General features: G+C 61.9%; 21 protein-coding genes. 6 read left to right on the forward strand and 15 right to left on the reverse strand.

Going from position 1 to position 22,278, the window contains the following annotated elements:
• Window positions 1–40: 40 nt before the first annotated feature.
• The 6 genes from ACW9IN_RS25525 to ACW9IN_RS25550 form a co-directional block, all read right to left on the reverse strand.
• Window positions 41–1,129 carry a sugar ABC transporter substrate-binding protein gene (locus ACW9IN_RS25525; RefSeq protein WP_457368444.1) on the reverse strand — a complete coding sequence of 363 codons (1,089 nt, stop codon included), beginning with the start codon at window positions 1,127–1,129 and terminating at the stop codon, window positions 41–43.
• An 86-nt stretch (window positions 1,130–1,215) separates the two neighbouring features.
• A complete protein-coding gene (gene rpiA, locus ACW9IN_RS25530) occupies window positions 1,216–1,926 on the reverse strand; it encodes a ribose 5-phosphate isomerase A (RefSeq protein WP_457368445.1) in 711 nt (236 codons plus the stop codon).
• A gap of 21 nt (window positions 1,927–1,947) precedes the next feature.
• Window positions 1,948–2,787, reverse strand: coding sequence for a MurR/RpiR family transcriptional regulator (locus tag ACW9IN_RS25535; protein ID WP_457368446.1), 840 nt, complete (start codon window positions 2,785–2,787; stop codon window positions 1,948–1,950).
• Window positions 2,784–3,458 carry an HAD-IA family hydrolase gene (locus ACW9IN_RS25540; protein ID WP_457368447.1) on the reverse strand — a complete coding sequence of 225 codons (675 nt, stop codon included), beginning with the start codon at window positions 3,456–3,458 and terminating at the stop codon, window positions 2,784–2,786. The genes ACW9IN_RS25535 and ACW9IN_RS25540 overlap by 4 nt, the downstream gene beginning before the upstream one ends.
• A gap of 10 nt (window positions 3,459–3,468) precedes the next feature.
• On the reverse strand, window positions 3,469–4,968 hold the full coding sequence (gene xylB, locus ACW9IN_RS25545) for a xylulokinase (protein WP_457368448.1): 1,500 nt from the start codon (window positions 4,966–4,968) through the stop codon (window positions 3,469–3,471).
• 3 nt (window positions 4,969–4,971) lie between these two features.
• The gene (locus ACW9IN_RS25550; RefSeq protein ID WP_457368449.1) at window positions 4,972–6,456 is read right to left on the reverse strand and encodes an aldehyde dehydrogenase family protein; all 1,485 of its coding nucleotides are present in this window, start codon (window positions 6,454–6,456) and stop codon (window positions 4,972–4,974) included.
• Between the two features lie 288 nt (window positions 6,457–6,744).
• Here ACW9IN_RS25550 and ACW9IN_RS25555 point away from each other — a divergent pair, with 288 nt between their 5' ends.
• The 3 genes from ACW9IN_RS25555 (at window position 6,745) to ACW9IN_RS25565 (ending at window position 10,133) form a co-directional block, all read left to right on the forward strand.
• On the forward strand, window positions 6,745–7,887 hold the full coding sequence (locus ACW9IN_RS25555; RefSeq protein ID WP_457368450.1) for a fumarylacetoacetate hydrolase family protein: 1,143 nt from the start codon (window positions 6,745–6,747) through the stop codon (window positions 7,885–7,887).
• Window positions 7,884–8,840, forward strand: coding sequence for a C-terminal binding protein (locus ACW9IN_RS25560; RefSeq protein WP_457368451.1), 957 nt, complete (start codon window positions 7,884–7,886; stop codon window positions 8,838–8,840). The genes ACW9IN_RS25555 and ACW9IN_RS25560 overlap by 4 nt, the downstream gene beginning before the upstream one ends.
• Before the next feature lie 531 nt (window positions 8,841–9,371).
• Window positions 9,372–10,133: an SDR family NAD(P)-dependent oxidoreductase gene (locus ACW9IN_RS25565; protein ID WP_457368452.1), complete on the forward strand. Its 762-nt coding sequence runs from the start codon at window positions 9,372–9,374 to the stop codon at window positions 10,131–10,133.
• 3 nt (window positions 10,134–10,136) lie between these two features.
• Here ACW9IN_RS25565 and ACW9IN_RS25570 read toward each other — a convergent pair whose 3' ends face one another.
• The 3 genes from ACW9IN_RS25570 to ACW9IN_RS25580 all read right to left on the reverse strand — a co-directional run bounded on the left by ACW9IN_RS25570 (window position 10,137) and on the right by ACW9IN_RS25580 (window position 12,696).
• Complete coding sequence (locus ACW9IN_RS25570) at window positions 10,137–10,970, reverse strand: thymidylate synthase (protein ID WP_457368453.1); 834 nt, start codon at window positions 10,968–10,970, stop codon at window positions 10,137–10,139.
• 66 nt (window positions 10,971–11,036) lie between these two features.
• Complete coding sequence (gene lgt / locus ACW9IN_RS25575) at window positions 11,037–11,849, reverse strand: prolipoprotein diacylglyceryl transferase (RefSeq protein WP_457368454.1); 813 nt, start codon at window positions 11,847–11,849, stop codon at window positions 11,037–11,039.
• Between the two features lie 64 nt (window positions 11,850–11,913).
• Window positions 11,914–12,696 carry a sulfite exporter TauE/SafE family protein gene (locus ACW9IN_RS25580; protein WP_457368455.1) on the reverse strand — a complete coding sequence of 261 codons (783 nt, stop codon included), beginning with the start codon at window positions 12,694–12,696 and terminating at the stop codon, window positions 11,914–11,916.
• A 121-nt stretch (window positions 12,697–12,817) separates the two neighbouring features.
• Between ACW9IN_RS25580 and ACW9IN_RS25585 the strand changes: the two genes are divergently transcribed.
• Entirely contained in the window at window positions 12,818–13,564 is a 747-nt protein-coding gene (locus tag ACW9IN_RS25585) for an NRDE family protein (protein ID WP_457368456.1), read from the forward strand.
• A 97-nt stretch (window positions 13,565–13,661) separates the two neighbouring features.
• Here ACW9IN_RS25585 and ptsP read toward each other — a convergent pair whose 3' ends face one another.
• Together ptsP and ACW9IN_RS25595 are read right to left on the reverse strand one after the other, a co-directional pair.
• Window positions 13,662–15,941, reverse strand: a complete 2,280-nt coding sequence (ptsP, locus tag ACW9IN_RS25590) for a phosphoenolpyruvate--protein phosphotransferase (RefSeq protein WP_457368457.1) — start codon at window positions 15,939–15,941, stop codon at window positions 13,662–13,664.
• Window positions 15,942–15,963: 22 nt separating this feature from the next.
• Complete coding sequence (locus tag ACW9IN_RS25595) at window positions 15,964–16,443, reverse strand: RNA pyrophosphohydrolase (RefSeq protein ID WP_003176750.1); 480 nt, start codon at window positions 16,441–16,443, stop codon at window positions 15,964–15,966.
• Between the two features lie 143 nt (window positions 16,444–16,586).
• On the opposite strand from ACW9IN_RS25595, the gene ACW9IN_RS25600 reads away from it, so the two are divergent.
• A complete protein-coding gene (locus ACW9IN_RS25600; protein WP_457368458.1) occupies window positions 16,587–17,243 on the forward strand; it encodes a histidinol-phosphatase in 657 nt (218 codons plus the stop codon).
• Between the two features lie 93 nt (window positions 17,244–17,336).
• On the opposite strand, the gene ACW9IN_RS25605 is transcribed toward ACW9IN_RS25600, so the two are convergent.
• Together ACW9IN_RS25605 and ilvA are read right to left on the reverse strand one after the other, a co-directional pair.
• Complete coding sequence (locus tag ACW9IN_RS25605) at window positions 17,337–17,750, reverse strand: DUF2269 family protein (protein WP_457368459.1); 414 nt, start codon at window positions 17,748–17,750, stop codon at window positions 17,337–17,339.
• A 41-nt stretch (window positions 17,751–17,791) separates the two neighbouring features.
• The gene (gene ilvA, locus ACW9IN_RS25610; protein ID WP_457368463.1) at window positions 17,792–19,336 is read right to left on the reverse strand and encodes a threonine ammonia-lyase, biosynthetic; all 1,545 of its coding nucleotides are present in this window, start codon (window positions 19,334–19,336) and stop codon (window positions 17,792–17,794) included.
• A gap of 108 nt (window positions 19,337–19,444) precedes the next feature.
• On the opposite strand from ilvA, the gene rpiA (ACW9IN_RS25615) reads away from it, so the two are divergent.
• Window positions 19,445–20,116: a ribose-5-phosphate isomerase RpiA gene (gene rpiA, locus ACW9IN_RS25615; protein ID WP_457368460.1), complete on the forward strand. Its 672-nt coding sequence runs from the start codon at window positions 19,445–19,447 to the stop codon at window positions 20,114–20,116.
• 4 nt (window positions 20,117–20,120) lie between these two features.
• On the opposite strand, the gene ACW9IN_RS25620 is transcribed toward rpiA (ACW9IN_RS25615), so the two are convergent.
• Together ACW9IN_RS25620 and ACW9IN_RS25625 are read right to left on the reverse strand one after the other, a co-directional pair.
• Complete coding sequence (locus ACW9IN_RS25620; RefSeq protein ID WP_457368461.1) at window positions 20,121–21,047, reverse strand: SdiA-regulated domain-containing protein; 927 nt, start codon at window positions 21,045–21,047, stop codon at window positions 20,121–20,123.
• Between the two features lie 121 nt (window positions 21,048–21,168).
• Window positions 21,169–22,095, reverse strand: a complete 927-nt coding sequence (locus ACW9IN_RS25625) for an SdiA-regulated domain-containing protein (protein ID WP_457368462.1) — start codon at window positions 22,093–22,095, stop codon at window positions 21,169–21,171.
• Between the last annotated feature and the right edge of the window lie 183 nt (window positions 22,096–22,278).

Genomic DNA, 22,278 nt, shown 5'->3' on the forward strand with positions numbered 1-22,278 from the left:
ATAAACATCGCGCCAGCCTGTCACGCTGCGCGACGGACCATCACTTCGAGGGCACACCCCACACCTTCTCCGCGACGTAGCCCCAGTGGCGTTTGTCGTCGGCGTTTTCGGGGGTGATCATGAACGCCGGAATGATCAGCGCCGGGCCGGTCTTGCCCTGCACGATCTCGCCGGTTTCCCAGAAGTAATCCTTGTTCTGGTAGGTGCCCAGCGGCACGGCTTCGCCCTTGAGGGCGTGTTTGGTGATCATTTCCACGGCGATCTGGCCGTAGGCGACCGGGTCCTGGGACACGCAGCCGTCCATGTAGCCTTCCTTGATCCAGTCCAGCGCCACCGGCTCGCCGTCGATGTTGATAAAGATCACGTGGCCTTTCTCGCCGACTTTCTTCCAGCGGTCTTTCTGCTTCAGCGCGGCGGCGATGCCCCGTGAAGGCGAGTCCGACGGCGCGTGCACGGCGTCCAGGTCAGGGAATTCCGAGAGGGTCGACAGGGTGACCGACTGCATTTTGTCCAGCTGGCCTTCGGTGGGGCGCGCAAGGTATTTGATCTCGGGGTATTTGGCGAACACCGAGTCCATGCCCTCTTTGCGCAGGCGCCAGGCCACCGAGGCCAAGGCACCGAAGCAGTTGAGCACGGTGCCTTTGGGGCTGCCGTATTTGGCCACCAGGCGTTTGACGATTTCTTCAGCGGCCATCACGCCGCCCTTGAAGTTGTCGAAGCTCACGGTGATCGCCACGTCGCCGCCGTCCGCCGGGGTGTCGATGATGCCTACCGGGATCTTGCGCTGGTTATAGCGCTTGATGGCCGAAACGATGGCCTGGCTGTCGATGGGGTCGGAGATGATCGCCGACGGCTGGGACAGCATCAGGCTTTGCCATTGGCCCAGCTGGGTGGTGGTGTCGAAGCTGGCGTTGGTCGCCTGGAACTTGCCGGCCAGGGCCTGCACAGCGCGCTTGACCGACTCTTCCTGAATCACGAAGAAGTAGTAGTCCAGACTCTTGTTGGAGTAGGCAATGGACAAGGGTGTCGCGGCAAACGCGCTGCGCCCGAGCATCGCGCCCAGTCCCAGGACAACACCGCCCGCCAGCACACTACGGCGGCTTACGTTGGATAGATCGACTTTTTTCATGGAAGTATCTCCGACTTATTATTGTAGGTTTAATACGCCTTTCGCCTTCTTTCACGCACCCAGCCTTGCTTGAAACCCGGATGCCGTCAGCGCATCCGTACGTAGGAACTCCCATCGAAACAGCCCACCACCATGCCCGCCGCTTCGCGGGTGAACAGACCGTTTTCCACCACGCCGGGGATCCGGTTGAGTTCGATTTCCAACGGCGCCGGGTTGGTGATAACCGGGCCGCAATGGCAATCGAGAATGAAGTTGCCGCTGTCGGTCACCACGGTCTCGCCGTTGCGTTCGCGGCGGATGATCTGCACGTCGTTGATGCCGTGTTCGCCCAGCACGCGGCGCACCTGGCGCTCGGTCTGCTTCCAGCCGAACTGCACCACTTCCACCGGCAGCGGGAAGGCGCCAAGGCTGTCGACGATCTTGGTTTCGTCGGTCACGCAGATCATGCGTTTGGAGGCGTGGGCGACGATCTTTTCCCACAACAGGCAAGCGCCACCGCCCTTGATCATGTTGAAGTGGTGGTCGATCTCGTCCGGGCCGTCGACGGTCAGGTCGATTTCCCCGATCTCGTTGGGGTCGGTGATCTCGATGCCGACTTCCCGCGCCACATCGTTGGTGGAACGCGAGGTGGTGGTGCAGGTCAGTTTCAAGCCGTTGGCCACGTGCTTGCCCAACTCACGTACGAAGAAATGCGAGGTGGTGCCGGAGCCCAGGCCCAGCTTCATGCCATCGCGCACGAACTCCTCGATCACCCGGCGGGCGGCGACCTTCTTGGCTTCGTTCTGTTGATTACTCATTACCTGCTCCACGGATCGGGGTTAAATTTTGTCGGTACGCCAGGAATCGAGGGCGGTCAGTTGATCGGGGAACTGACTGCCGCTGGCGATGGCAATCGCCGCCACCAGCATGTTGGTGACCAGATGGTGGTTGAGCCGTGACGCCAGCGGCGTCATCAGCTCGGTGTGTTCGTAGGGCTTTACCGCGATCAGCACGTCGGAGACCTTGGCCAGCGGGCTGTCATCGGCGGCGATGGACACCACTTTGGCCCCGGCCTTGCGCGCGGCAATCGCCATGTCGACCATCTGCCGGGTGTGGCCCGACTGCGAGAAGATCAGCGCCACTTCACCGCTGCGCGCGCCTTCGGCGTGCATCTCCTGGCGCTTGCCACCGAGCAGGGCCTGGCAACGCATGCCCAGGCGCTGGAACTTGTGTTCGGCGTCCAGCGCGTTGACCACCGAAATGCCGGTGGCGTAGATGCCCACCCAACTGGCGGCCTGCAACAGCCGCGCGGCTTCGGCGACGGTTTCGGGCTTGAGGTCTTCTTCCAAACGCTGGATCGCATTCAACGAATTGCGGCAGGTCTTGCGCACAATGTTGTCGATGCTGTCATCGGGGATGATCTGCTCGTAGGCAAACGGCGCCGACGGCACCAGGCTCTGCACCAGGTGCAGTTTCAATTCCTGGTAACTCTCGAAGCCGAAGCGCCGGCAAAAACGCATCACCGTCGGATCGCTCACCGAACAGGTTTCCGAGAGTTTCGCCATGCTCATTTGCAGCACTTTCGAAGGCGAGGTGGAGACGAAATTCGCCACCCGGCGCTCGGCGCGGTGCATGTTCTTGCTTTCATCAATAATGCGTTGCAGCAAACTGTCGCTCATATCCGCTCCTTGGCGATTGGTGGGCTGCGTTGTAACAGATCAGCCAAACGGTTCAAGCGCTGCTCCGGGGAAATCTCCACCAGCGGGCCACCGCCCCACGGCACCACAAAAAACGCCACGCCGGCGGCGCGTGCGGTTTGCTGGTCGACGCGGGTGTCGCCCACATAAGCCCAGGTGTCATCCGCCAGCGCCATGGCCTCGGCGACCGCGAGCAAGTGACCGGGATCGGGCTTGCAGGCCGGCACCGCGTCGGCGCCGATGGCCGCATCGAACAAGTCCGCCAACCCCAATTGCGCCAGCACCTTGCCGGTGACCGCGTGGTTTTTGTTGGTGCAGATGCCCAGGCGAATGCCGGCCTCGCGCAGCGCCACCAGGTCTTCGCGCACATGGGGATAAAACCGCGTGCGCCCGGCCGGGTCATCCATGTAGGCGCGCAAATAACCTTCGAACGCCTGCTGCACCTGGGCTTCGTCATAGGCGATGCCGAGGTCTTCGAGGATGTCGACGATCAGGCGCCGAGGCCCGTTGCCAAGGAAGGTCTCCACATGATCCGGGTCGAGTTCGGGCCAGCCGTTCAGCGTGAAGCCGACATTCAGGGCCTTCGCGATATCGGAAGCGCTGTCGATGAGCGTCCCGTCGAGATCGAAAATCAGCGCGTTGTAGACGGCCATGAAAAGACTCCTAATCGAAAAGAGGGGCACCGAGCTCGACAAAGGTGTCCCGGAGCGTCGGATACAAAGAGCGATAAATGCGATGGGCCTGGGCGTGCACCTCAGCGGTGGCGCCATCGGGCGCCTGGCGGGTGATGGCTCGGCAACTGGCCGCCGCGCTGGCCGCGTCAGTCCAGACATTCACCGCCAACCCGGCCACCAGCGCCGCACCGAACGCGGCCCCCTCGGCCGCGCCTTCGGTGGTCACCACCTCACAGCCAAAAATATCCGCCTGCAATTGCCGCCACAGCGCTGAACGGGCACCGCCACCGGACGCCTTGATCACCTGGCCGGTGATGCCCATCGGGCGCATCAAGGCGTACATGTCGGCCAGGGCATACACCGAGCCCTCCATGACCGCGCGGGCCATGTCGCCACGTTGATGGCGACCGGTCAGGCCGATAAAGGCCGCACGCAGGACCGGGTCCGGGTAGGGGCAGCGCTCGCCGTTGAGGTACGGCAGAAACAACAGCCCATGGGCACCGGGCGGGCTGTCGGCGGCTTCGGCGACGATCTGGTCGAAGGACACGCCCGCGCACAGGGCGTCGCGGAACCAATTCATCGAACCGCCGGCATTCAGCGACACGCCCATGCAATGCCATTTGTCCGCCGCCACGTTGCAGAACACTTGCAGGCGACCGTCGGGGTTGTCCCGGGGCGTGTCCAGCGCGGCGGCGAGGATGCCGGCGGTGCCGATGGTGGTCTGTAATTCGCCCGGCGCGATCACGCCGGAGCCGATGGTCTGGATCACCGAATCCCCACCGCCGCCCGCCACCGGCGTGCCTTGGGGCAAGCCGAACAGATGGGCACCGCTTGCGCTGACGCGACCGGAAATCACCTGGGATTCGAACACCGGCGGCAACACCGCCGAGTCAATGCCCAGGGTCTCGATCAGCCCGGTCGCCCATTGCCGCGAACGCACATTGAACAGGCCGGTGCCCGACGCGTCGGAGACTTCGCTGGCGACTTCGCCGGTCAGGCGCAGGCGCAGGTAATCCTTGGGGTTGAGTACCGTGGCCAGGCGGGCGAACAGCGCCGGTTCATGGCGTTGCATCCACAGGATCTTGCCGCCGGTGTAGCCCACCAGCAGGCGGTTGTCGGTGGCGGCCAGCAGACCGTCGAGGCCACCGGCGGCCTGGGTGGCCCACTCGCACTCGGCGGCGTTGCGCTGGTCGTTCCACAGGATCGCCGGGCGCAGCACGTTATGCGCGGCGTCCAGCGGCACCAGCCCGTGCATCTGCCCGGACAGGCCCACGGCGAGCAACTCCACGCCCGGCGCCTTGGCCAGTACACCGGCGATCGCACGGCGCGCGCCTTCGATCCACAGCTCAGGGTCTTGCTCGGTCCAGCCGGGCCGGGGTTGGGACAGCGGATAGGTCGCCGTGTCGGCGGCAATCACCGCGCCTTGCACGTCGAGCAGCAACGCCTTGCACCCGGAGGTGCCGATGTCGATACCAATAAGGGCCTGCATGGCTCAATTCCCGACGCCATGGTGCAAGCGCACATGCTTGAAGTTGAAGTACTCCAGCAACCCTTCGCGCCCGTGTTCGTAACCCACGCCACTCTGTTTGCGGCCACCGTAGGGCGCATTCATGATGCCGGCGTCGACGTTGTTGATGGCGACGTTGCCGTAGTCGAGCTGCGCCGACAGGGTGTGGATATCCACCAGGTCGCGGGCATACACGTACGAGGCCAGGCCGTAGGGCGTGTCGTTGGCCAGTTGTACGGCTTCGGCCAGGGTATCGAAAGGCGCGACCCCGACCAGCGGGCCGAAGGTTTCTTCGCTCATCACGAGCATCTGGTGGGTGCAATCGGCGACCACCGTGGGCCGGAAGAAATGCCCACGGGCAAATTCCTCACCTTGCGGCGCCTTGCCGCCGGCCACCAGGCGTGCGCCTTTGGCCAGTGCATCTTCCAGGTGGTCACGGGTTTTATTCAGCGGCTCGGCGGAAGCCATCGCGCCCAGGTCGGCGCCAGGGTTTTCCAGGCCGTTGCGCACGGTCAGTGCGTCGGCGGCGGCGCCCAGTTGAGTAACGAACTCGTCGTAGATCGAGCGGTGCACATAGATGCGGTTGATCGCGATGCAGATCTGCCCGCAATTGCGAAAGCTGCGCCGTGTGGCGCCTTTGACGGCTGCCGCCACGTCGGCGCTGGCGGTCACCACCATCGGGCAGTTGCCGCCCAGTTCCAGGGACAGGCGCTTGACCTGCGGGCAACTGCGCTGGATATGTAAGCCCACGGCGCTGGAGCCGGTGAAGGCAACCTTGCTGACATCGGGGTGCTCCACCAACGCTTGGCCAACCTGGGAACCCTTGCCGGTCAGTACGTTGACCACCCCGGCAGGAATCCCGGCTTCCAGGCATTTCTGCGCGATGGCCAGGGCGGTGTAAGGGGTTAGTTCAGCGGGTTTGATCACGATGGTGCAACCGGACGCCAGGCTCGCGCAGAGCTTCCAACCCACCAGTTCCGCCGGATAGTTCCAGGGCGTGATCGCGGCCACTACGCCAACCGGTTCGCGCACCACCAGGCTCTGGAAACCCGGCTGGTCGTTGGGCACGATTTCGCCGTGCACGCGGGTGGCTTCTTCGGCATAGAAGTGGCACGCCTCGGCGAGCTTGAGTACTTCGCCGCGCGCTTCATTGACCGGCTTGCCCTGCTCGGCGGTCATCACGTGCGCCATGTTCTGCGCATCGGCGGCGATCAAATCGCCCAGGCGGTGCAAGGCGGTGGCGCGGGTCTTGGGCAATTCACGGGACCAGACCAGAAACGCACGGCGCGCGGCAGCCACCGCTTCGTTGATTTCTGCGGGGGTGGCGGCGGCGATATGCCCCAGGACTTCACCCGTCGCCGGGTTCTCCACCGGCAACCGTGCACCGGCACCCTGACGAAACTGACCGTTGATAAACAAGGCGCCTTCCAGCGCGGCAATCAAATCGGAGGGCAAATTATTGTTATGCATTGAACTGCTCCGTCACCTGTCTTGGCGGTTGAACCACTCGCTTAATTCGAAAATATAGTATTGCTAGCTTTTTGCAATAGCCTGGCGAAATTTCATGCTGAGACGCTTTGCACCAAAAACGTCCACAGACGGTTGAAACACTTATTTTTCGCCTTATTTTTCAGCAAATTAGTCTAAAAAAGCGCTTTTTATCGCGAAAAGTACGATTTCTTTCATGCGAGATCGCTTGACCGTGCTCAAAATCGAAAAGTAGCATTACTAGATATCAAACAATAAAGGACCACCCTCATGCTGCCCATCTCACTCAAGCACGCCAAATTGGTCGGCCGGGTCTGGCTTCCCGGCAAGGGTCCCAGCGTGGTGATCCTGCGGGAAAACGTGCTGATCGACGTGACCCCGTCCGTGGTCTCCATGGCCGACTTTCTCGACAACAACCCCGCCGAGCGCTTCGACACCCTGACCGGTGAACGGGTGGGCGACCTGGCCGACCTGATCCTTGAACCCTCCGAGATGGGCTATCACTCGGACCGCCCTTGCCTGCTGGCGCCGTGCGACTTCCAGGCGCTGAAAGCCTGCGGCGTGACCTTTGCCAGAAGCATGGTCGAGCGCGTGATCGACGAACGCACCGCCGGCGATCCTGGCCGCGCCAATGAACTGCGCGCGTTGATCGGTTCTCTGATCGGCGACAGCCTGTCCAATGTGCAGGCCGGTTCGGCCAAGGCTGCCGAGATCAAGGCCGCGCTGATTGCCGAGGGCCTGTGGTCGCAATACCTGGAAGTGGGCATCGGCCCGGATGCCGAGGTATTCACCAAATCCCAGCCCATGGCTGCGGTCGGTTACGGCGCGCAGGTGGGCATCAATCGCATCTCCGAATGGAACAACCCGGAACCCGAAGTGGTGCTGGCGGTGGACGGCCACGGCAATATTCGCGGCGCCACCCTCGGCAACGACGTGAACCTGCGCGATGTGGAAGGCCGCTCCGCGCTGCTGCTGGGCAAGGCCAAGGACAACAATGCGTCATGCTCCATCGGCCCGTTCATTCGCCTGTTCGATGAACACTTCACCCTTGCCGACATTGAGAACGCGACCCTGACCCTGTCCGTCAGCGGCCTCGACGGTTTTGAGATGTCCGGCGGTTCGAACATGGCCGAGATCAGCCGCAAACCGGCTGAGCTGGTCAAGCAGACGCGCAACGCTTCGCACCAATACCCGGACGGGTTCATGCTGTTCCTCGGCACCATGTTCGCGCCGACCCAGGACCGCGAGAAAAAGGGCTCGGGCTTTACCCACAAGGCCGGCGACCTGGTGGAAATCTCCACGCCGCTGCTGGGCACCCTGCGCAACACCGTCGTGTACTCCGACGAAGCCGCGCCCTGGACCTACGGTACCCGCGCGCTGATGCGCAACCTGGCAAAACGGGGGCTGCTATGAGCCAGAAGTTCGTCGTGACCGACCAGGCGTTCGGCAACACACGCCATGAACAGGCAGCCGCCGCATTGGTCGGCGCGCAATTCTCTGAACATCAGTGCCGCAGCGAAGACGAAACCCTGGACGCCGTGCGTGGCGCCCATGCGGTGCTCAATAATTTCGCGCCCATGACCCACCGCGTGATGGCCGCCATGGCGCCGGGAGCGGTGGTGGTGCGTTACGGCGTCGGTGTGGACAACGTCGACCTGGCCGCCGCCAAAGCGCTGGGAATTCGGGTGTGCAACGTGCCGGACTATGGCGTCGAAGAGGTGGCCGATCACGCCGCCGCGATGACCCTGGCCCTGGCGCGCAAGCTCGATCACTACGGTAGCGGCATTCGCAACGGCGAGTGGAAGATCGCGCAGATGGTCGACGGCGTGCGCTCCCTGCGTGACACCACCGTGGGCCTGATCGGCCTGGGGCGCATTGCCCGCGCGTTTGCTGCGCGCATGTCGGCGTTCGGCTGCACGCTGGTGGGTTATGACCCGTATGTCACCAACCAGCAGGCGCGGGAGTCGGGGATCGAGCCGATGTCGCAGGCCGAGGTGATTGCCTGTGCCAATGTGCTGTCGCTGCATGTACCGCTGACGCCCGAGACGCGCCACGTGATCAACGCGGACGCCATCGCGAAGATGCCCAGGGGCGCGATCCTCATCAACTGTTCCCGTGGCGGGTTGATCGATGAAACGGCGCTGGCCCAGGCGTTGGTCAACGGGCAGTTGTCGGGCGCGGGACTCGATGTGTTTGAGAAGGAGCCATTGCCGGGGGATTCGCCGTTGCGCAGTGCGCCGCATTTGTTGGTGTCGCCCCATGCGGCGTTTTTTTCCGATGCGTCGGTGGATGCGTTGCAGCGGCTGGCCAGTGAGGAAGCGTTGCGCGGCTTGCGTGGTGAAGCGTTGCGTTGTGCGCTGACTTGATGAGGGCGTTCGGGATTTGCCTGGCTCACCGTGATTGAAATGTGGGAGCTGGTTTGTCTGGCTCATCGCATTCGAAATGTGGGAGCTGGTTTGTCTGGCTCGCCGCATTCGAAATGTGGGAGCTGGTTTGTCTGGCTCACCGCATTCGAAATGTGGGAGCTGGCTTGCCTGCGATGGCGGTTTGTCGGTGTATATATCCATTATTTAGGTAACGGCAGCTTATGGTTCCGCTCTTACAGCGGGTCACTTTTGAACAGCCCAAAAGTAACCAAAAGGCTCTTGCCCCACCACTGGGCACCTCGCTTAGGCTCGGTGTGCCCGCAATCCGACATTGATTTGGAGGGCCGCCGCCACGCGCCATCCATGGCGCGGGGCGGCTAAACCGGCATCCCTGCCGGTTTACCCCCCAAATCAATATCGACTTCCGGCCAGCGTGGTTGATGGGGCGCCCAGGATCAAGATCAAAAGCAGGATCAAAAGCAGGATCAAAAGCGTGTGTGGCTGGCTTTTCATTTGTGTGAGGGATGCGGGATGAATTATTCGGAAAAACAGGCGCTGAACGGCAAGCTGGCGCTGGTGACGGGGGCTGGTCAGGGTATTGGGGCGGCGATTGCCGAGGCTTTGGCGGCGACCGGGGCTGAGGTGATTTGCACCGATATCTTGCATGCCCGAGCCTTGGCGACTGCACAGAAGTTGGTCGAGAAAGGTTATGTCGCGCGCGCGGAAGCGTTGGATGTAACGAACAGCGCCGCGATCAAAGCATTGGCCACGTCGCTGCCGCCGCTGGACATTCTGGTATGCAACGCCGGCATCGTCACCAACACTCCAGCCGAGGAGATGACTGACGAGGAATGGGACAAGGTGATCACCGTCAACCTGACCGGTGTGTTTCGTACTTGCCGGGGTTTTGGTCGGCGCATGCTGGAAGCCGGGCGCGGGTCGGTGATCAATATCGGGTCGATGTCAGGGCAGGTGGTGAATGTGCCGCAGCCGCAATGTCACTACAACGCGTCCAAAGCCGGGGTGCATCAACTGACCAAGTCTTTGGCGGTGGAGTGGGCCACCCGTGGGGTGCGGGTCAATGCGGTGGCGCCGACGTATATCGAAACGCCGTTGCTGCATGGGCTGGAAAGCCAGCCGGGGTTGATTCAGCGCTGGCTGGACATGACCCCCGCCGGGCGCATGGGGCAACCCCATGAAGTGGCGTCGCTGGTGCAGTTCCTCGCCTCCGATGCTTCGAGCCTGCTGACAGGCTCGATCATCAATGCGGATGCGGGCTACACCTGCGTCTAGCGGTCAGATGGCGACGTCGGCCTTGATGCTGGGGTCGGCGTCGTAACCGACGATTTCGAAGTCTTCGAACCTGTAGTCGTAGATCGACGCGGGTTTGCGCTTGATCACCAGTTCCGGCAGTTTCTTCGGCGTGCGCGCCAGCTGGGTCTGGATCTGTTCCATGTGGTTGCTGTACGCGTGGGTGTCGCCAGTGGTGACGATGATCTCGTGGGGGATCAGGTCGCACTGCTGCGCCAGCATGTGGGTCAACAGGGCCAGCGCCGCGGTGTTGTACGGCAGGCCTAGGAAGACGTCGGAGCTGCGGATATACAGCTGCATCGACAGGTGCCGGTCATGCACGAATGCCTGGTACAGCAAATGGCATGGCGGCAGCGCTTGCTTGCCGTCGAGCGCGTTCTGCTGGGGGCTCTTGGTCTCGTCCGGCAGGTATTCGACGTTCCAGCCGTGGAACAGGATCCGCCGGCTGTTGGGGTTGGTCTTCAACGTCTCGACCATGTAGTCGATCTGGTTGATCTTGCCGCCGTCCTTGGTCGGCCAGGCGGTCCACTGCTCGCCGTACACCGGGCCCAGGTCACCTTCTTCGGTGGCCCATTCATCCCAGATGCGCACGCCATTTTCATTGAGCCACTGGATATTGGTGTTGCCACTCAACATCCAGATCAGTTCATTGGCGATACTTTTGAAGTGAAGCTTCTTGGTGGTCAGCAGCGGGAAGCCGTCGGCCAGGTTATGCCGAAACTGACGGGCGAACACGGCCTTGGTGCCGGTGCCGGTGCGATCGCCCTTGGTCAATCCATTGGTCACGACGTCGTTCAGCAGTTCGAGATATTGCTTCATTTGGGTACCCGTATCGTTGAAGCCAAGGAGGCTCATCCCTGCAAGGAAGAGCCCCGGCATTCGAATTTAAAGCGCGGCGTTCTTCAAGGGCTGCGGGCGATTGTACGCCCACCACAGCAGGCCCAGGCCGCCCAGGATCATCGGCAGGCTGAGGATCTGACCCATGGTCACCCAACCGAACGCCAGGTAGCCCAGCTGTGCATCCGGCACGCGGACGAACTCGACGATGAAACGGAAGATGCCATAGAACAGCGCGAACATGCCGGACACGGCCATGGTCGGGCGTGGCTTGCGCGAGAAGATGTAGAGGATAAGGAACAGCGCCACGCCTTCCAATGCGAATTGGTAAAGCTGCGACGGGTGGCGCGGCAATTGCGCCGGGTCGCTGAACGGCGGGAACACCATGGCCCACGGCACGTCGGTCGGTTTGCCCCACAGCTCGGCGTTGATGAAGTTGCCGATGCGCCCGGCGCCCAAGCCGATCGGCACCATCGGCGCGACGAAGTCCATCAGTTGAAAGAACGACTTGCCATTGCGCCGCCCGAACCACCATGCGGCGATCATCACGCCGATGAAACCACCGTGGAACGCCATGCCGCCTTTCCACACTTCGAAGATCAGCGTCGGGTTGGCGATATACGCGGACAGATCGTAGAACAGCACATACCCCAGGCGCCCGCCGACAATCACCCCCATCGACAACCAGAACACCATGTCGGAGAGCTTCTCCTTGGTCCAGGTCGGATCGAAGCGGTTCAGGCGCCGGGAAGCCAGCAGCCAGGCACCGCCGATGCCGATCAGGTACATCAACCCGTACCAGTGGATTTTCAGCGGACCGATGGCCAGGGCCACCGGGTCGATCTGCGGGTAAGGCAGCATTGCGACTCCTCGTTAAATCATTCGTTAGGCGAGCGGACCATGCCCGGGCGCGATTAAGCCTTCGTTACAACAGAAAATTCAAACCAACACAGAACAGCAGGCCGGCGAACAGCCGCTTGAGCAAACGCGGTGACAACCGGTGCGCCAGCCGTGCGCCGAAACGGGCGAACACCATGCTGGTCAGGGCAATGCCCACCAGGGCCGGCAAATACACGAACCCTAGACTATGAGCGGGCAACAGCGGGTCATGCCAGCCCAGAATCATGAAACTTAATGCACTGGCCACCGCAATCGGCAGGCCACAGGCCGATGAGGTGGCCACGGCCTGCTGCATCGGCACGCTGCGCCAGGTCAGGAAAGGCACGGTCAACGAACCGCCGCCAATCCCGAAAATCGCCGAGGCCCAGCCGATCAGCGTGCCGGCCAGGGTCAACCCGGCCTTGCCCGGCACGGTCCGGCTGGCCTTGGGCTTGACCTCCAGCGCCAGTTGCACGGCCACCAGCAGCGCAAACACACCAATGATCTTCTGCAGGTGCGGGCCGGAAATCGCCTCGGCGGTCAGCGCACCAAAACCGGCGCCGATCAGGATGCCCACGGTCATCCACACGAAGATCGGCCAACGCACCGCGCCGCGTCGGTGGTGCTCACGCACGGCATTGACCGAGGTAAAAATGATCGTCGCCAGGGACGTGCCGACCGCCAGGTGGGTCAGGACCTGTGGGTCGAAACCTTGCAAGGTGAAACTGAACACCAGCACCGGCACGATGATGATCCCGCCGCCCACGCCGAACAGCCCGGCGAGCACGCCCGCGCAGGCGCCCAGCAGCAAATACAGCACAAATTCCATGGGAGCCCCCAGACACAGACCGGCATGTTAACGGATGGAAGGCATGCAACCCAACTGGAGACGATGGAACGTGCGCACCGGTGTGGGTAGAGTGGCCGAAAACACAAACGGGAATCACCTGATGTGCCTGATTGTCTTTGCCTGGCGGCCGGGCCACGCCCAACCGCTGATCGTCGCGGCCAACCGCGATGAATTCTACGCTCGCCCCAGCCTGCCGCTGGCCCAGTGGCAGGATGCGCCCGGGGTATACGCCGGGCGCGATCAGGAAGCCGGCGGCACCTGGCTGGGGGTCAATACCGAGGGCCGCTTTGCAGCGCTGACCAATATTCGCGACCCGCACCAGCCGCCGGCGCGCAAGTCGCGGGGCGAACTGGTCGCGCGCTTTCTCAGCGGTTCGCAGCCTGTTGAGCAATATTTGGCGGACGTTAACGGTCGTTCGATCGAATATGCCGGGTTTAACCTGCTGGTGGGCACGCGGGATGAGCTGTGGCACTACAACGCGCATCACACAGAACCGACGCGGTTGGCGGCGGGCATTTATGGGTTGTCCAATGCCGGGCTGGACACGCCCTGGCCGAAGCTGCTCAAGGCTCGCGCAGCATTGAGCGATGTGTTGAATGACCCGCAGCCGGAAGCGTTGCTGGCGATATTGAGTGACCCGCAGACGGCGCCCTTTGCAGAACTGCCGGATACCGGAGTGGGGTTGGCGACGGAGAGCCTGCTGTCGAGCGTGTTTATCGCCAGCCAGAGTTACGGGACAAGGGCGAGCACGGCGTTGATTGTGAATGCGGATGGGACGCGGCGCATGGTGGAGCGCAGTTTCGGACCGCAGGGTGGACGACTCGGCGAAGTAGAACTCCACATTTGAGGCGCCTGGACCATCCTCATCGCAGGCAAGCCAGCCCCCACACTGGAAATTCATTCCCCTGTGGGAGCTGGCTTGCCTGCGATGAAGGCGACTCGGTCTAGAGGGTTTTGGCAGAGGCCGGGTTGATCATCCGCGTCAGCCCCAGGTTTTTCAGCGCCAGTTGCAGCGAGCTGTGGATAACTTGCGGATTGTCGATAGTCATCAACTCTTCCAGCAACTCCTTGGCCATGCCCAGTCCGACCTGGCGCAGCATCCATTTCACTTTAGGCAAGTTGGTGGCGTTCATCGACAGGCTGTCAAAGCCCATCGCCATCAACAGTACCGCGGCCGCCGGATCGCCGGCCATTTCACCGCAGATGCTCACCGGCTTGCCTTCGGCATGGGCCTCGCGCACCACATGTTGCAGGGCTTGCAGCACCGCCGGGTGCAGATAGTCGTAGAGGTCGGCGACCCGTGGGTTGTTGCGATCCACGGCCAGCAGGTACTGGGTCAGGTCGTTGGAACCCACCGACAGGAAGTCCACCTGCCGCGCCAGCTCCTTGGCCTGGTACACCGCCGCCGGAATTTCGATCATCACGCCAATCGGCGGCATCGGCACGTCGGCGCCTTCGTCACGCACTTCGCCCCAGGCGCGGTGGATCAGGTGCAAGGCCTCTTCCAGCTCGTGGGTGCCGGAGATCATCGGCAGCAGGATGCGCAGGTTGTTCAGCCCTTCGCTGGCCTTGAGCATGGCGCGAGTCTGCACCAGGAAGATTTCCGGGTGGTCGAGGGTCACGCGAATGCCGCGCCAGCCCAGGAACGGGTTGTCTTCCTTGATGGGGAAATACGACAACGACTTGTCACCGCCGATGTCCAGGCTGCGCATGGTCACCGGCAACGGGTGGAAGGCTTGCAGTTGCTCGCGATAGATCGCCAACTGCTCCTTCTCGCTCGGGAAGCGCTGGTTGATCATGAACGGCACTTCGGTACGGTACAGCCCCACGCCCTCGGCGCCGCGCTGTTGCGCACGGGCCACGTCGGCCAGAAGACCGGTGTTGACCAGCAGCGGCACACGATGGCCATCGGTGGTCACACACGGCAGTTCGCGCAACGAATCGAGGCCCTGCGCCAGTTGTTTCTCTTCTTCCACCACCTCGCCGTATTGCTTGCGCAGTACATCGCTGGGGTTGGTGAAGACTTCACCGCGATGGCCGTCGACGATCATGTCGATGCCGTCGACCTTGGCATACGGCAGGTCCACCAGACCCATCACCGTCGGAATGCCCATGGCCCGGGCCAGGATCGCGACGTGGGAGTTACCCGAACCGAGTACCGACACCAGGCCCACCAGCTTGCCTTCCGGCACTTCACCGAGCTGGGTGGCGGTCAGTTCTTCACTGACCAGAATGGTGTTGTCGGGGAAAACCATGTTGGTGGTTCGATCTTCCTGCAGGTAGGCCAACAGCCGGCGACCGAGGTCGCGCACGTCCGAGGCCCGCTCGCGCAGGTAATCGTCATCCATCATTTCAAAGCGATTGACGTGATCGGTGACCACTTGGCGCAGTGCGCCCTGAGCCCACTGGCCGGTCTTGATCACGGTTTTGACTTCGTTCCCCAGGGATGCGTCGTCGAGCATCATCTGGTACACGTCGAACAACGCACGCTCTTCGGGGCGCAGCTGGGTGGCCAGCTTGGTCGACAGGTTGCGCATGTCGGCGCGCACCCCTTCCAGGGCGGTCTTGAACAGTTTGATTTCAGCGTCGATGTCATCGACGGTCTTGTCCGGCACCACGTCCAGATCAGCCGGCGGCAACATGACCACGGCGGTACCCACCGCTGCACCCGGCGAACCCGGCACACCGACGAACTTGGCTTCCTGGATACCCTTGCCCTGGCGATTCAGGCCGCGAATCGAGCCGGTGGCTTCGGCGTGGGCGATAACGCCGGCGAGCTGTGCGCTCATGGTCACGAGGAAGGCTTCTTCACCTTCGTCGAACTGGCGGCGTTCTTTTTGCTGGATGACCAATACACCGACGACACGACGGTGATGGATGATCGGCGCGCCGAGGAACGAGGCGTAACGCTCTTCGCCGGTTTCGGCAAAGTAGCGATAACGCGGGTGATCGGCGGCGTGTTCAAGGTTCAGGGGTTCTTCACGCGTCCCCACCAGGCCCACCAGACCTTCATTGGGCGCCATGCTGACCTTGCCGATGGAGCGCTTGTTCAAGCCCTCGGTGGCCATCAGCACAAAACGGTTGGTCTCGGGGTCCAGCAGGTAAACCGAGCAGACCTGGCTGCCCATGGCTTCCTTGACGCGCAACACAATAATCCCCAACGCCGCCTTGAGATCCTTGGCGGAGTTAACTTCCTGGACGATCTTGCGCAGCGTATTGAGCATGGCTCGGGGTCGAACTCCGTCGTCAGTCGCGCGCTAAAAGGCGCGGGGCAAGCTCTTTGAGAGCGCGACGATAAACCTCGCGCTTGAATGTCACCACCTGGCCCAGCGGGTACCAATAGCTGACCCAGCGCCAGCCATCGAATTCCGGTTTACCGGTCAGGTCCATCCGCACCCGCTGCTCGTTGGAGATCAGCCGCAGGAGAAACCATTTCTGCTTTTGGCCGATGCACAGCGGTTGGCTGTGGGTACGCACCAGCCGTTGCGGCAAACGATAGCGCAACCAACCTCGGGTACAGGCCAGAATTTGTACATCTTCACGCTCAAGGCCGACTTCTTCGTTCAACTCACGGTACAAGGCGTCTTCAGGGGTTTCGTCGGGGTTGATTCCACCCTGGGGAAACTGCCAGGCATCTTGGTTGATTCGGCGAGCCCATAGCACCTGTCCGGCATCATTCGTAAGAATAATCCCGACATTAGGACGGAAACCATCGGGGTCGATCACGGCAACAACCTCGCAAACGCATGTCGCCGCATTGTTCCACAAAGGTTGATCAAGCGGCAACGAGGCTTCTTACCTTATGTGCACTCTTGTGAAAAGACCGTATTCTGGACGCCTTTTTACAGACTTTTCAGCGAGTAACTGCAATGCGCCTGGCTTTATTCGACTTGGACAACACCCTTCTCGGCGGTGACAGCGATCACGCGTGGGGCGATTACCTGTGTGAACGGGGGATTCTCGACCCGGTGGCCTACAAGGCTCGCAACGACGAGTTCTACCAGGACTACCTGGCAGGCAAGCTGGACAACGCCGCCTACCTGAACTTCAGCCTGGAAATCCTCGGCCGCACCGAGATGGCCCAGTTGGATGAGTGGCACAACGACTTCATGCGCGACTGCATCGACGCCCTGATGCTGCCCAAGGCCGCCGAATTGCTCGCCAAACACCGCGCCGCCGGTGACAAGCTGGTGATCATCACCGCCACCAACCGTTTCGTCACTGCACCGATTGCCGCGCGCCTGGGCGTGGAAACCCTGATCGCCACCGAGTGCGAGATGGAAAATGGTCGTTATACCGGGCGCAGCACCGACGTGCCGTGCTTTCGCGAAGGCAAGGTGACACGCCTGAACCGTTGGCTGGAAGAGACCGGGCATAGCCTGGAAGACAGCTATTTCTATAGCGATTCGATGAATGACCTGCCGCTGTTGGAGCAAGTGACCCATGCGGTGGCGGTGGATCCGGACCCGAATCTGCGGGCCGAAGCCGAGAAACGTGGCTGGCCGGTAATTTCGCTGCGCAGTTGAGTGCGCTATCGCAGGCAAGCCAGCTCCCACAGGGGAACGCATCCCAAGGTGGGAGCTGGCTTGCCTGCGATGAAGGCGACTCGGCCTTAAGCCTTAAACCGGCTTGGCGCCCATCAACCCGGCAATCGCCACGAAGCCCACCAGGCTGACCACCGCCAGCACCAAGGTGAAATTCAGACTGCCACCCTCGCCCTTGCGCAGGCGATTGAGGCGAGCCACCAGCCAGAACCAGGCCAGCGCCGCCACGGTGTAAAGGATGCTGGAGCCCAGGATCCAGGTCTGCCCCAGCGGCCAGCCGATCAGGTGCACCAGCCACCAACCGGTGAACGGCATGCTCACCACGCAAATGCCCATCAACAACCATACGAACGCCCACGGGCGCTGCACGGTCACCGCCGGGCCGGCGCTGCGCTTGCGCCAGGCCAGCAGCGCCAGGCCCAGGCCGCTGAGCAACAGCAACGCGGTGGCCGCGATGTGGATCACTTTCAGGGTGGTCAGGGTTTCCATGTGTCCTATTCCTTAAAGGTCGCCCCAATCAGCGTAGTCGCTCAACCGAGGAACAGTTTGTAGGCCGGGTTATCGCTTTCATCCCAATACGGGTAGCCAATGGCTTCGAGGGCCGCCGGCACCAGGTGACGTTCGCTCGCCGGTACTTGCAGACCCGCGACCACACGGCCGTCGGCTGCGCCGTGGTTGCGATAGTGGAACATCGAGATGTTCCAGCGCCCGCCCAATTTGTTAAGAAAGTTGAACAGGGCGCCCGGACGCTCGGGGAATTCGAAACGGAATACCACTTCATCGCTGACCTGCGCCGCATGCCCGCCGACCATATGGCGGATGTGCAACTTGGCCAACTCGTTCTCGGTCAAGTCCAGCACCGGGAACCCCTGGTCGGTCAGACTGGCGATCAGCGCGCTGCGCGGATCGTTTTCCGGGTGAGTCTGCACGCCAACGAAGATGTGCGCTTCGCTGCCGGAGTGGTAGCGGTAGTTGAATTCGGTGATCTGGCGCTTGCCCACGGCCTCGCAAAACGCCTTGAAGCTGCCCGGCTTTTCGGGGATGGTCACGGCGATGATGGCTTCGCGACCCTCACCCAGCTCGGCGCGCTCGGCCACATGGCGCAGACGGTCGAAGTTGACGTTGGCGCCGGAATCGATGGCCACCAGGGTCTGCCCGCTGACGCCACGGGTTTCCACGTACTTCTTGATCCCGGCCACACCCAGCGCGCCTGCCGGCTCGGTGATGGACCGGGTGTCGTCGTAGATATCCTTGATCGCGGCACAGATTTCATCGGTGCTCACGGTGATCACTTCGTCGACATATTCCTTGCAGATATCGAAGGTGTGCTGGCCGATCTGCGCCACTGCCACGCCATCGGCAAAGATCCCGACGGTCGGCAACACCACGCGCTCGCCAGCGGCCAGCGCAGCTTGCAGGCAGTTGGAGTCGTCCGGCTCGACGCCGATGATCTTGATTTCCGGGCGCAGGTATTTCACGTACGCCGCAATACCGGCGATCAGCCCGCCGCCGCCCACCGGTACGAAGATCGCGTCCAGCGGACCCGGGTGCTGGCGCAGGATTTCCATGGCCACGGTGCCCTGCCCGGCAATGGTGTGCGGATCATCGTAGGGGTGGATATAGACGTAGCCTTTTTCGTCGACCAGCTTCAACGAATAGGCCAGGGCTTCCGGGAACGAATCACCGTGCAGCACTACTTTGCCGCCACGGGAGCGCACGCCTTCGACCTTGATCTCCGGGGTGGTTTTGGGCATCACGATCGTGGCCTTGACCCCCAGCACCTTGGCCGCCAGGGCCAGGCCCTGGGCATGGTTGCCCGCCGAGGCCGTCACCACGCCACGTGCACGCTCGGCGTCGCTCAACTGGGTGAGCTTGTTGTAGGCGCCGCGAATCTTGAACGAGAACACCGGCTGCAAGTCTTCACGCTTGAGCCAGATCTGGTTGCCCAGCCGCTCGGAGAGCTGACGGGCGCTCTGCAGCGGGGTTTCTACGGCGACGTCATAGACGCGCGAGGTGAGGATCTTTTTGACGTAGTGTTCAAGCATCGGCGGGCTTCTACTTTCACGGTTTGGCAGGGCCAAGGAGTCTAACCCGGCTTTTGGCCGGGCGACCACACGAATCCCGAGGTTTTGTTGGGTTATACTCGCCGCCCTCGATAACTCCCCGCCCGTTCCGGAGCCCGCATGACCCAGGATCAACTCAAACAGGCAGTGGCCCAGGCCGCCGTCGATTTAATCCTTCCCAAACTCGACGACAAGAGCATCGTCGGCGTCGGCACCGGCTCCACCGCCAACTGCTTTATCGATGCACTGGCCCTGCACAAAGGCGCGTTCGATGGCGCAGTGGCCAGTTCCGAAGCCACCGCTGCCCGTCTCAAGGGCCATGGCATTCCAGTGTACGAGCTCAATACCGTGAGCGACCTGGAGTTCTACGTCGACGGCGCCGATGAAAGCGACGCCCGCCTGAACCTGATCAAGGGCGGCGGCGCAGCGCTGACCCGCGAGAAGATCGTCGCCGCCGTGGCCAAGACCTTCATCTGCATCGCCGACGCCAGCAAGCTGGTGCCGGTGCTCGGCGCCTTCCCACTGCCGGTGGAAGTGATCCCGATGGCTCGCAGCCACGTGGCCCGCGAACTGGTGAAACTGGGCGGCGACCCGGTGTATCGCGAAGGCGTGCTGACCGACAACGGCAACATCATCCTCGATGTGTTCAACCTGCAGATCACCGATCCGGTCGCCCTTGAGACCCAGATCAATGCGATCGTTGGCGTGGTCACCAATGGCCTGTTCGCGGCGCGCCCTGCCGACGTTCTGCTGCTGGGCACTTCCGAAGGCGTCAAAACCCTCAAGGCCTGATGCGTTACTTCGGTACTTCAGGGATGGTTTTCTTGAAGACATAGAACAGGTTCGGCTCGCTGACGAGGTACAGCGTACCGTCGTCATCCATGGCGATCCCCTCGGCCTGCGGCACCCGCTTTGTCAGGCCATGGCGCCCCTTGAGCAGAGACAGACTGCTCAAGGGGCGACCGTCGATATCGAGCTCCAGCACCAGAAACGACTCATCGGACAGTGCCAGTAAATGGCCGCTGCGCTCGTCGTATTGCAGGCTTGAGAGGTCACGCACGAACAGCCCGGCGTCGCGCCTGGGGTTATTGATCACGTGCACCGAATAGGTTTTTTCCGGTTTGTAATGGGGAAAACCATGCACTTCATAGATCAGCATCGGGTCGCGCTCTTTCGCCACAAACAGGCGCTTGCCCACCGAATCGTAGGCCAGCCCTTCAAACCCCTTGTTGCCACCGACGTGCACGCCCAGGGTCATCTGTTCCGCGTCGGCGGCATCGAGGAACTGGGTATCGTCATCCACGTGCACCTTGATCAGCCGCTGCTGACGCTCATCGCTGATCACATAAATGTTCTCACTGATGAACTCCACCGCCTCGGCATCACCGAAACCCACCAGCGGAATGCGCCGCAGGATCTTGCCTTCAAGGGACAGCTCGATCAGTTCGGCGTTTTTATTGGTGACGGTAAACAGGCTTTTGCGCACCGGGTCGAAGGTCAGTGCCGAGACATCGTCGTCGAGCCCGTCGATCACCTGGGCTTCCAGCGCCACCCGGTAATCCGCCAGACCGATCGAGCGCTCATCCGCTGGTTTGCGCCACACTTGCCAGTTGAACCAGGCGCGCTCGAACAGGCGAAAGTGCTGCGCAACAGCCCCGGCGCCGATCAGGGCGATCAGCGCGAGCATCAGGAATATCGGTTTGGGGCGGGCGAATCGGCGCATCGGGGCGGGCTCAAAGTCAAAAGTGGCGAATAAATATCACGCTTCTCTGAATTTAAACTTAAACGCACCTTGATGTCTGGCGACTGCCGTTTATAGAGACTTATCCGACGTAATCGGGGTGTTATCGCTGCTTCTCGAAACGATAGAACAGATTCGGCTCGCTAAGCACATACAGCGTTCCGTTTTCGTCCATGGTCACCCCTTCGGCCCGGGGAATGGTGCTCTTCAGCCCGTTGAAACCGCCCAGCAACGTCATGAAGCTGACCTGTTCACCCTTTTCATCCAGCTCCAGCAACAGGTGGGAATCGGCGGACAATGCAAGCAAGTGGCCGGTACGTGGGTCGATGGCCAGCGCCGACAGGTTGCGCATGTCCAGCTCGGTGCTGGCCAGCTTCTGTTTGTCGCCATTCAGGGTCTGGCTGCCATCGCTTTTCCAGGTGAACAGCGCTGGAGGGCGCTCCTCACCCAAGATGATCTGCTGGTTGCGCGGGTCCCAGGTGATGGCTTCGAACGCTTTGTTCTGGTCCTTGGATGGACCCAGGTCATAACTGGGGAAGTCAGCCTTGCTCAACTGGGTGGTGGCGGCATCGACCTTGACGATGGTCAGGCTGTGTTGGCGCTCATCGACCACGGCCATCAAGCCGTTTTCCAGTACCGTCAGGCCTTCCGGGTTGTTCCAGCCATTGAGCGGCATCTTGCGCAGCACATCGCCTTGCAGGCTCAGCTCGACCAGGAACGGGTTTTTGCCCATGACGGAAAACAGGGTCTTGGTTTGGGGGTTGTAGGCAACGTCCGAGGCTTCGTCCTTCTCCATGCCCGGCAGCAACTTGGCGTCGATCACGGCATGGTAGTCCGGCAGCCAGACACTGGCCTGGCGCTCGGTCGGCGACTCGAAACGCTCCAGCACCCAAAGCGCGCCACGATCATCCCAGTGCATGGCCCAGGCGACGCCATACACAATCGCCCCGACCAGCAGGAGCCAGGAGTACCAGCGCAGGGCAAAGCGGGATCGCGGTTTGGGAGTGATAGTAGGCAGGGGCACGGCCATTGGGCGCTTTTTCCGGGGGTTCACGTTAGGTAAAGCACAGGAACACAGGGCCCGCGCGCTAAAGGCTGACGATTATCCGGATGGCGTGTGAAAAAAATGCAAAGACGATGTTCAGGCGTACCCAAATCCATGTGGGAGCTGGCTTGCCTGCGATGCGGACGACTCGGTGTATCAGTCACACCG

This window comes from Pseudomonas sp. SDO5271_S396, from assembly GCF_054071795.1.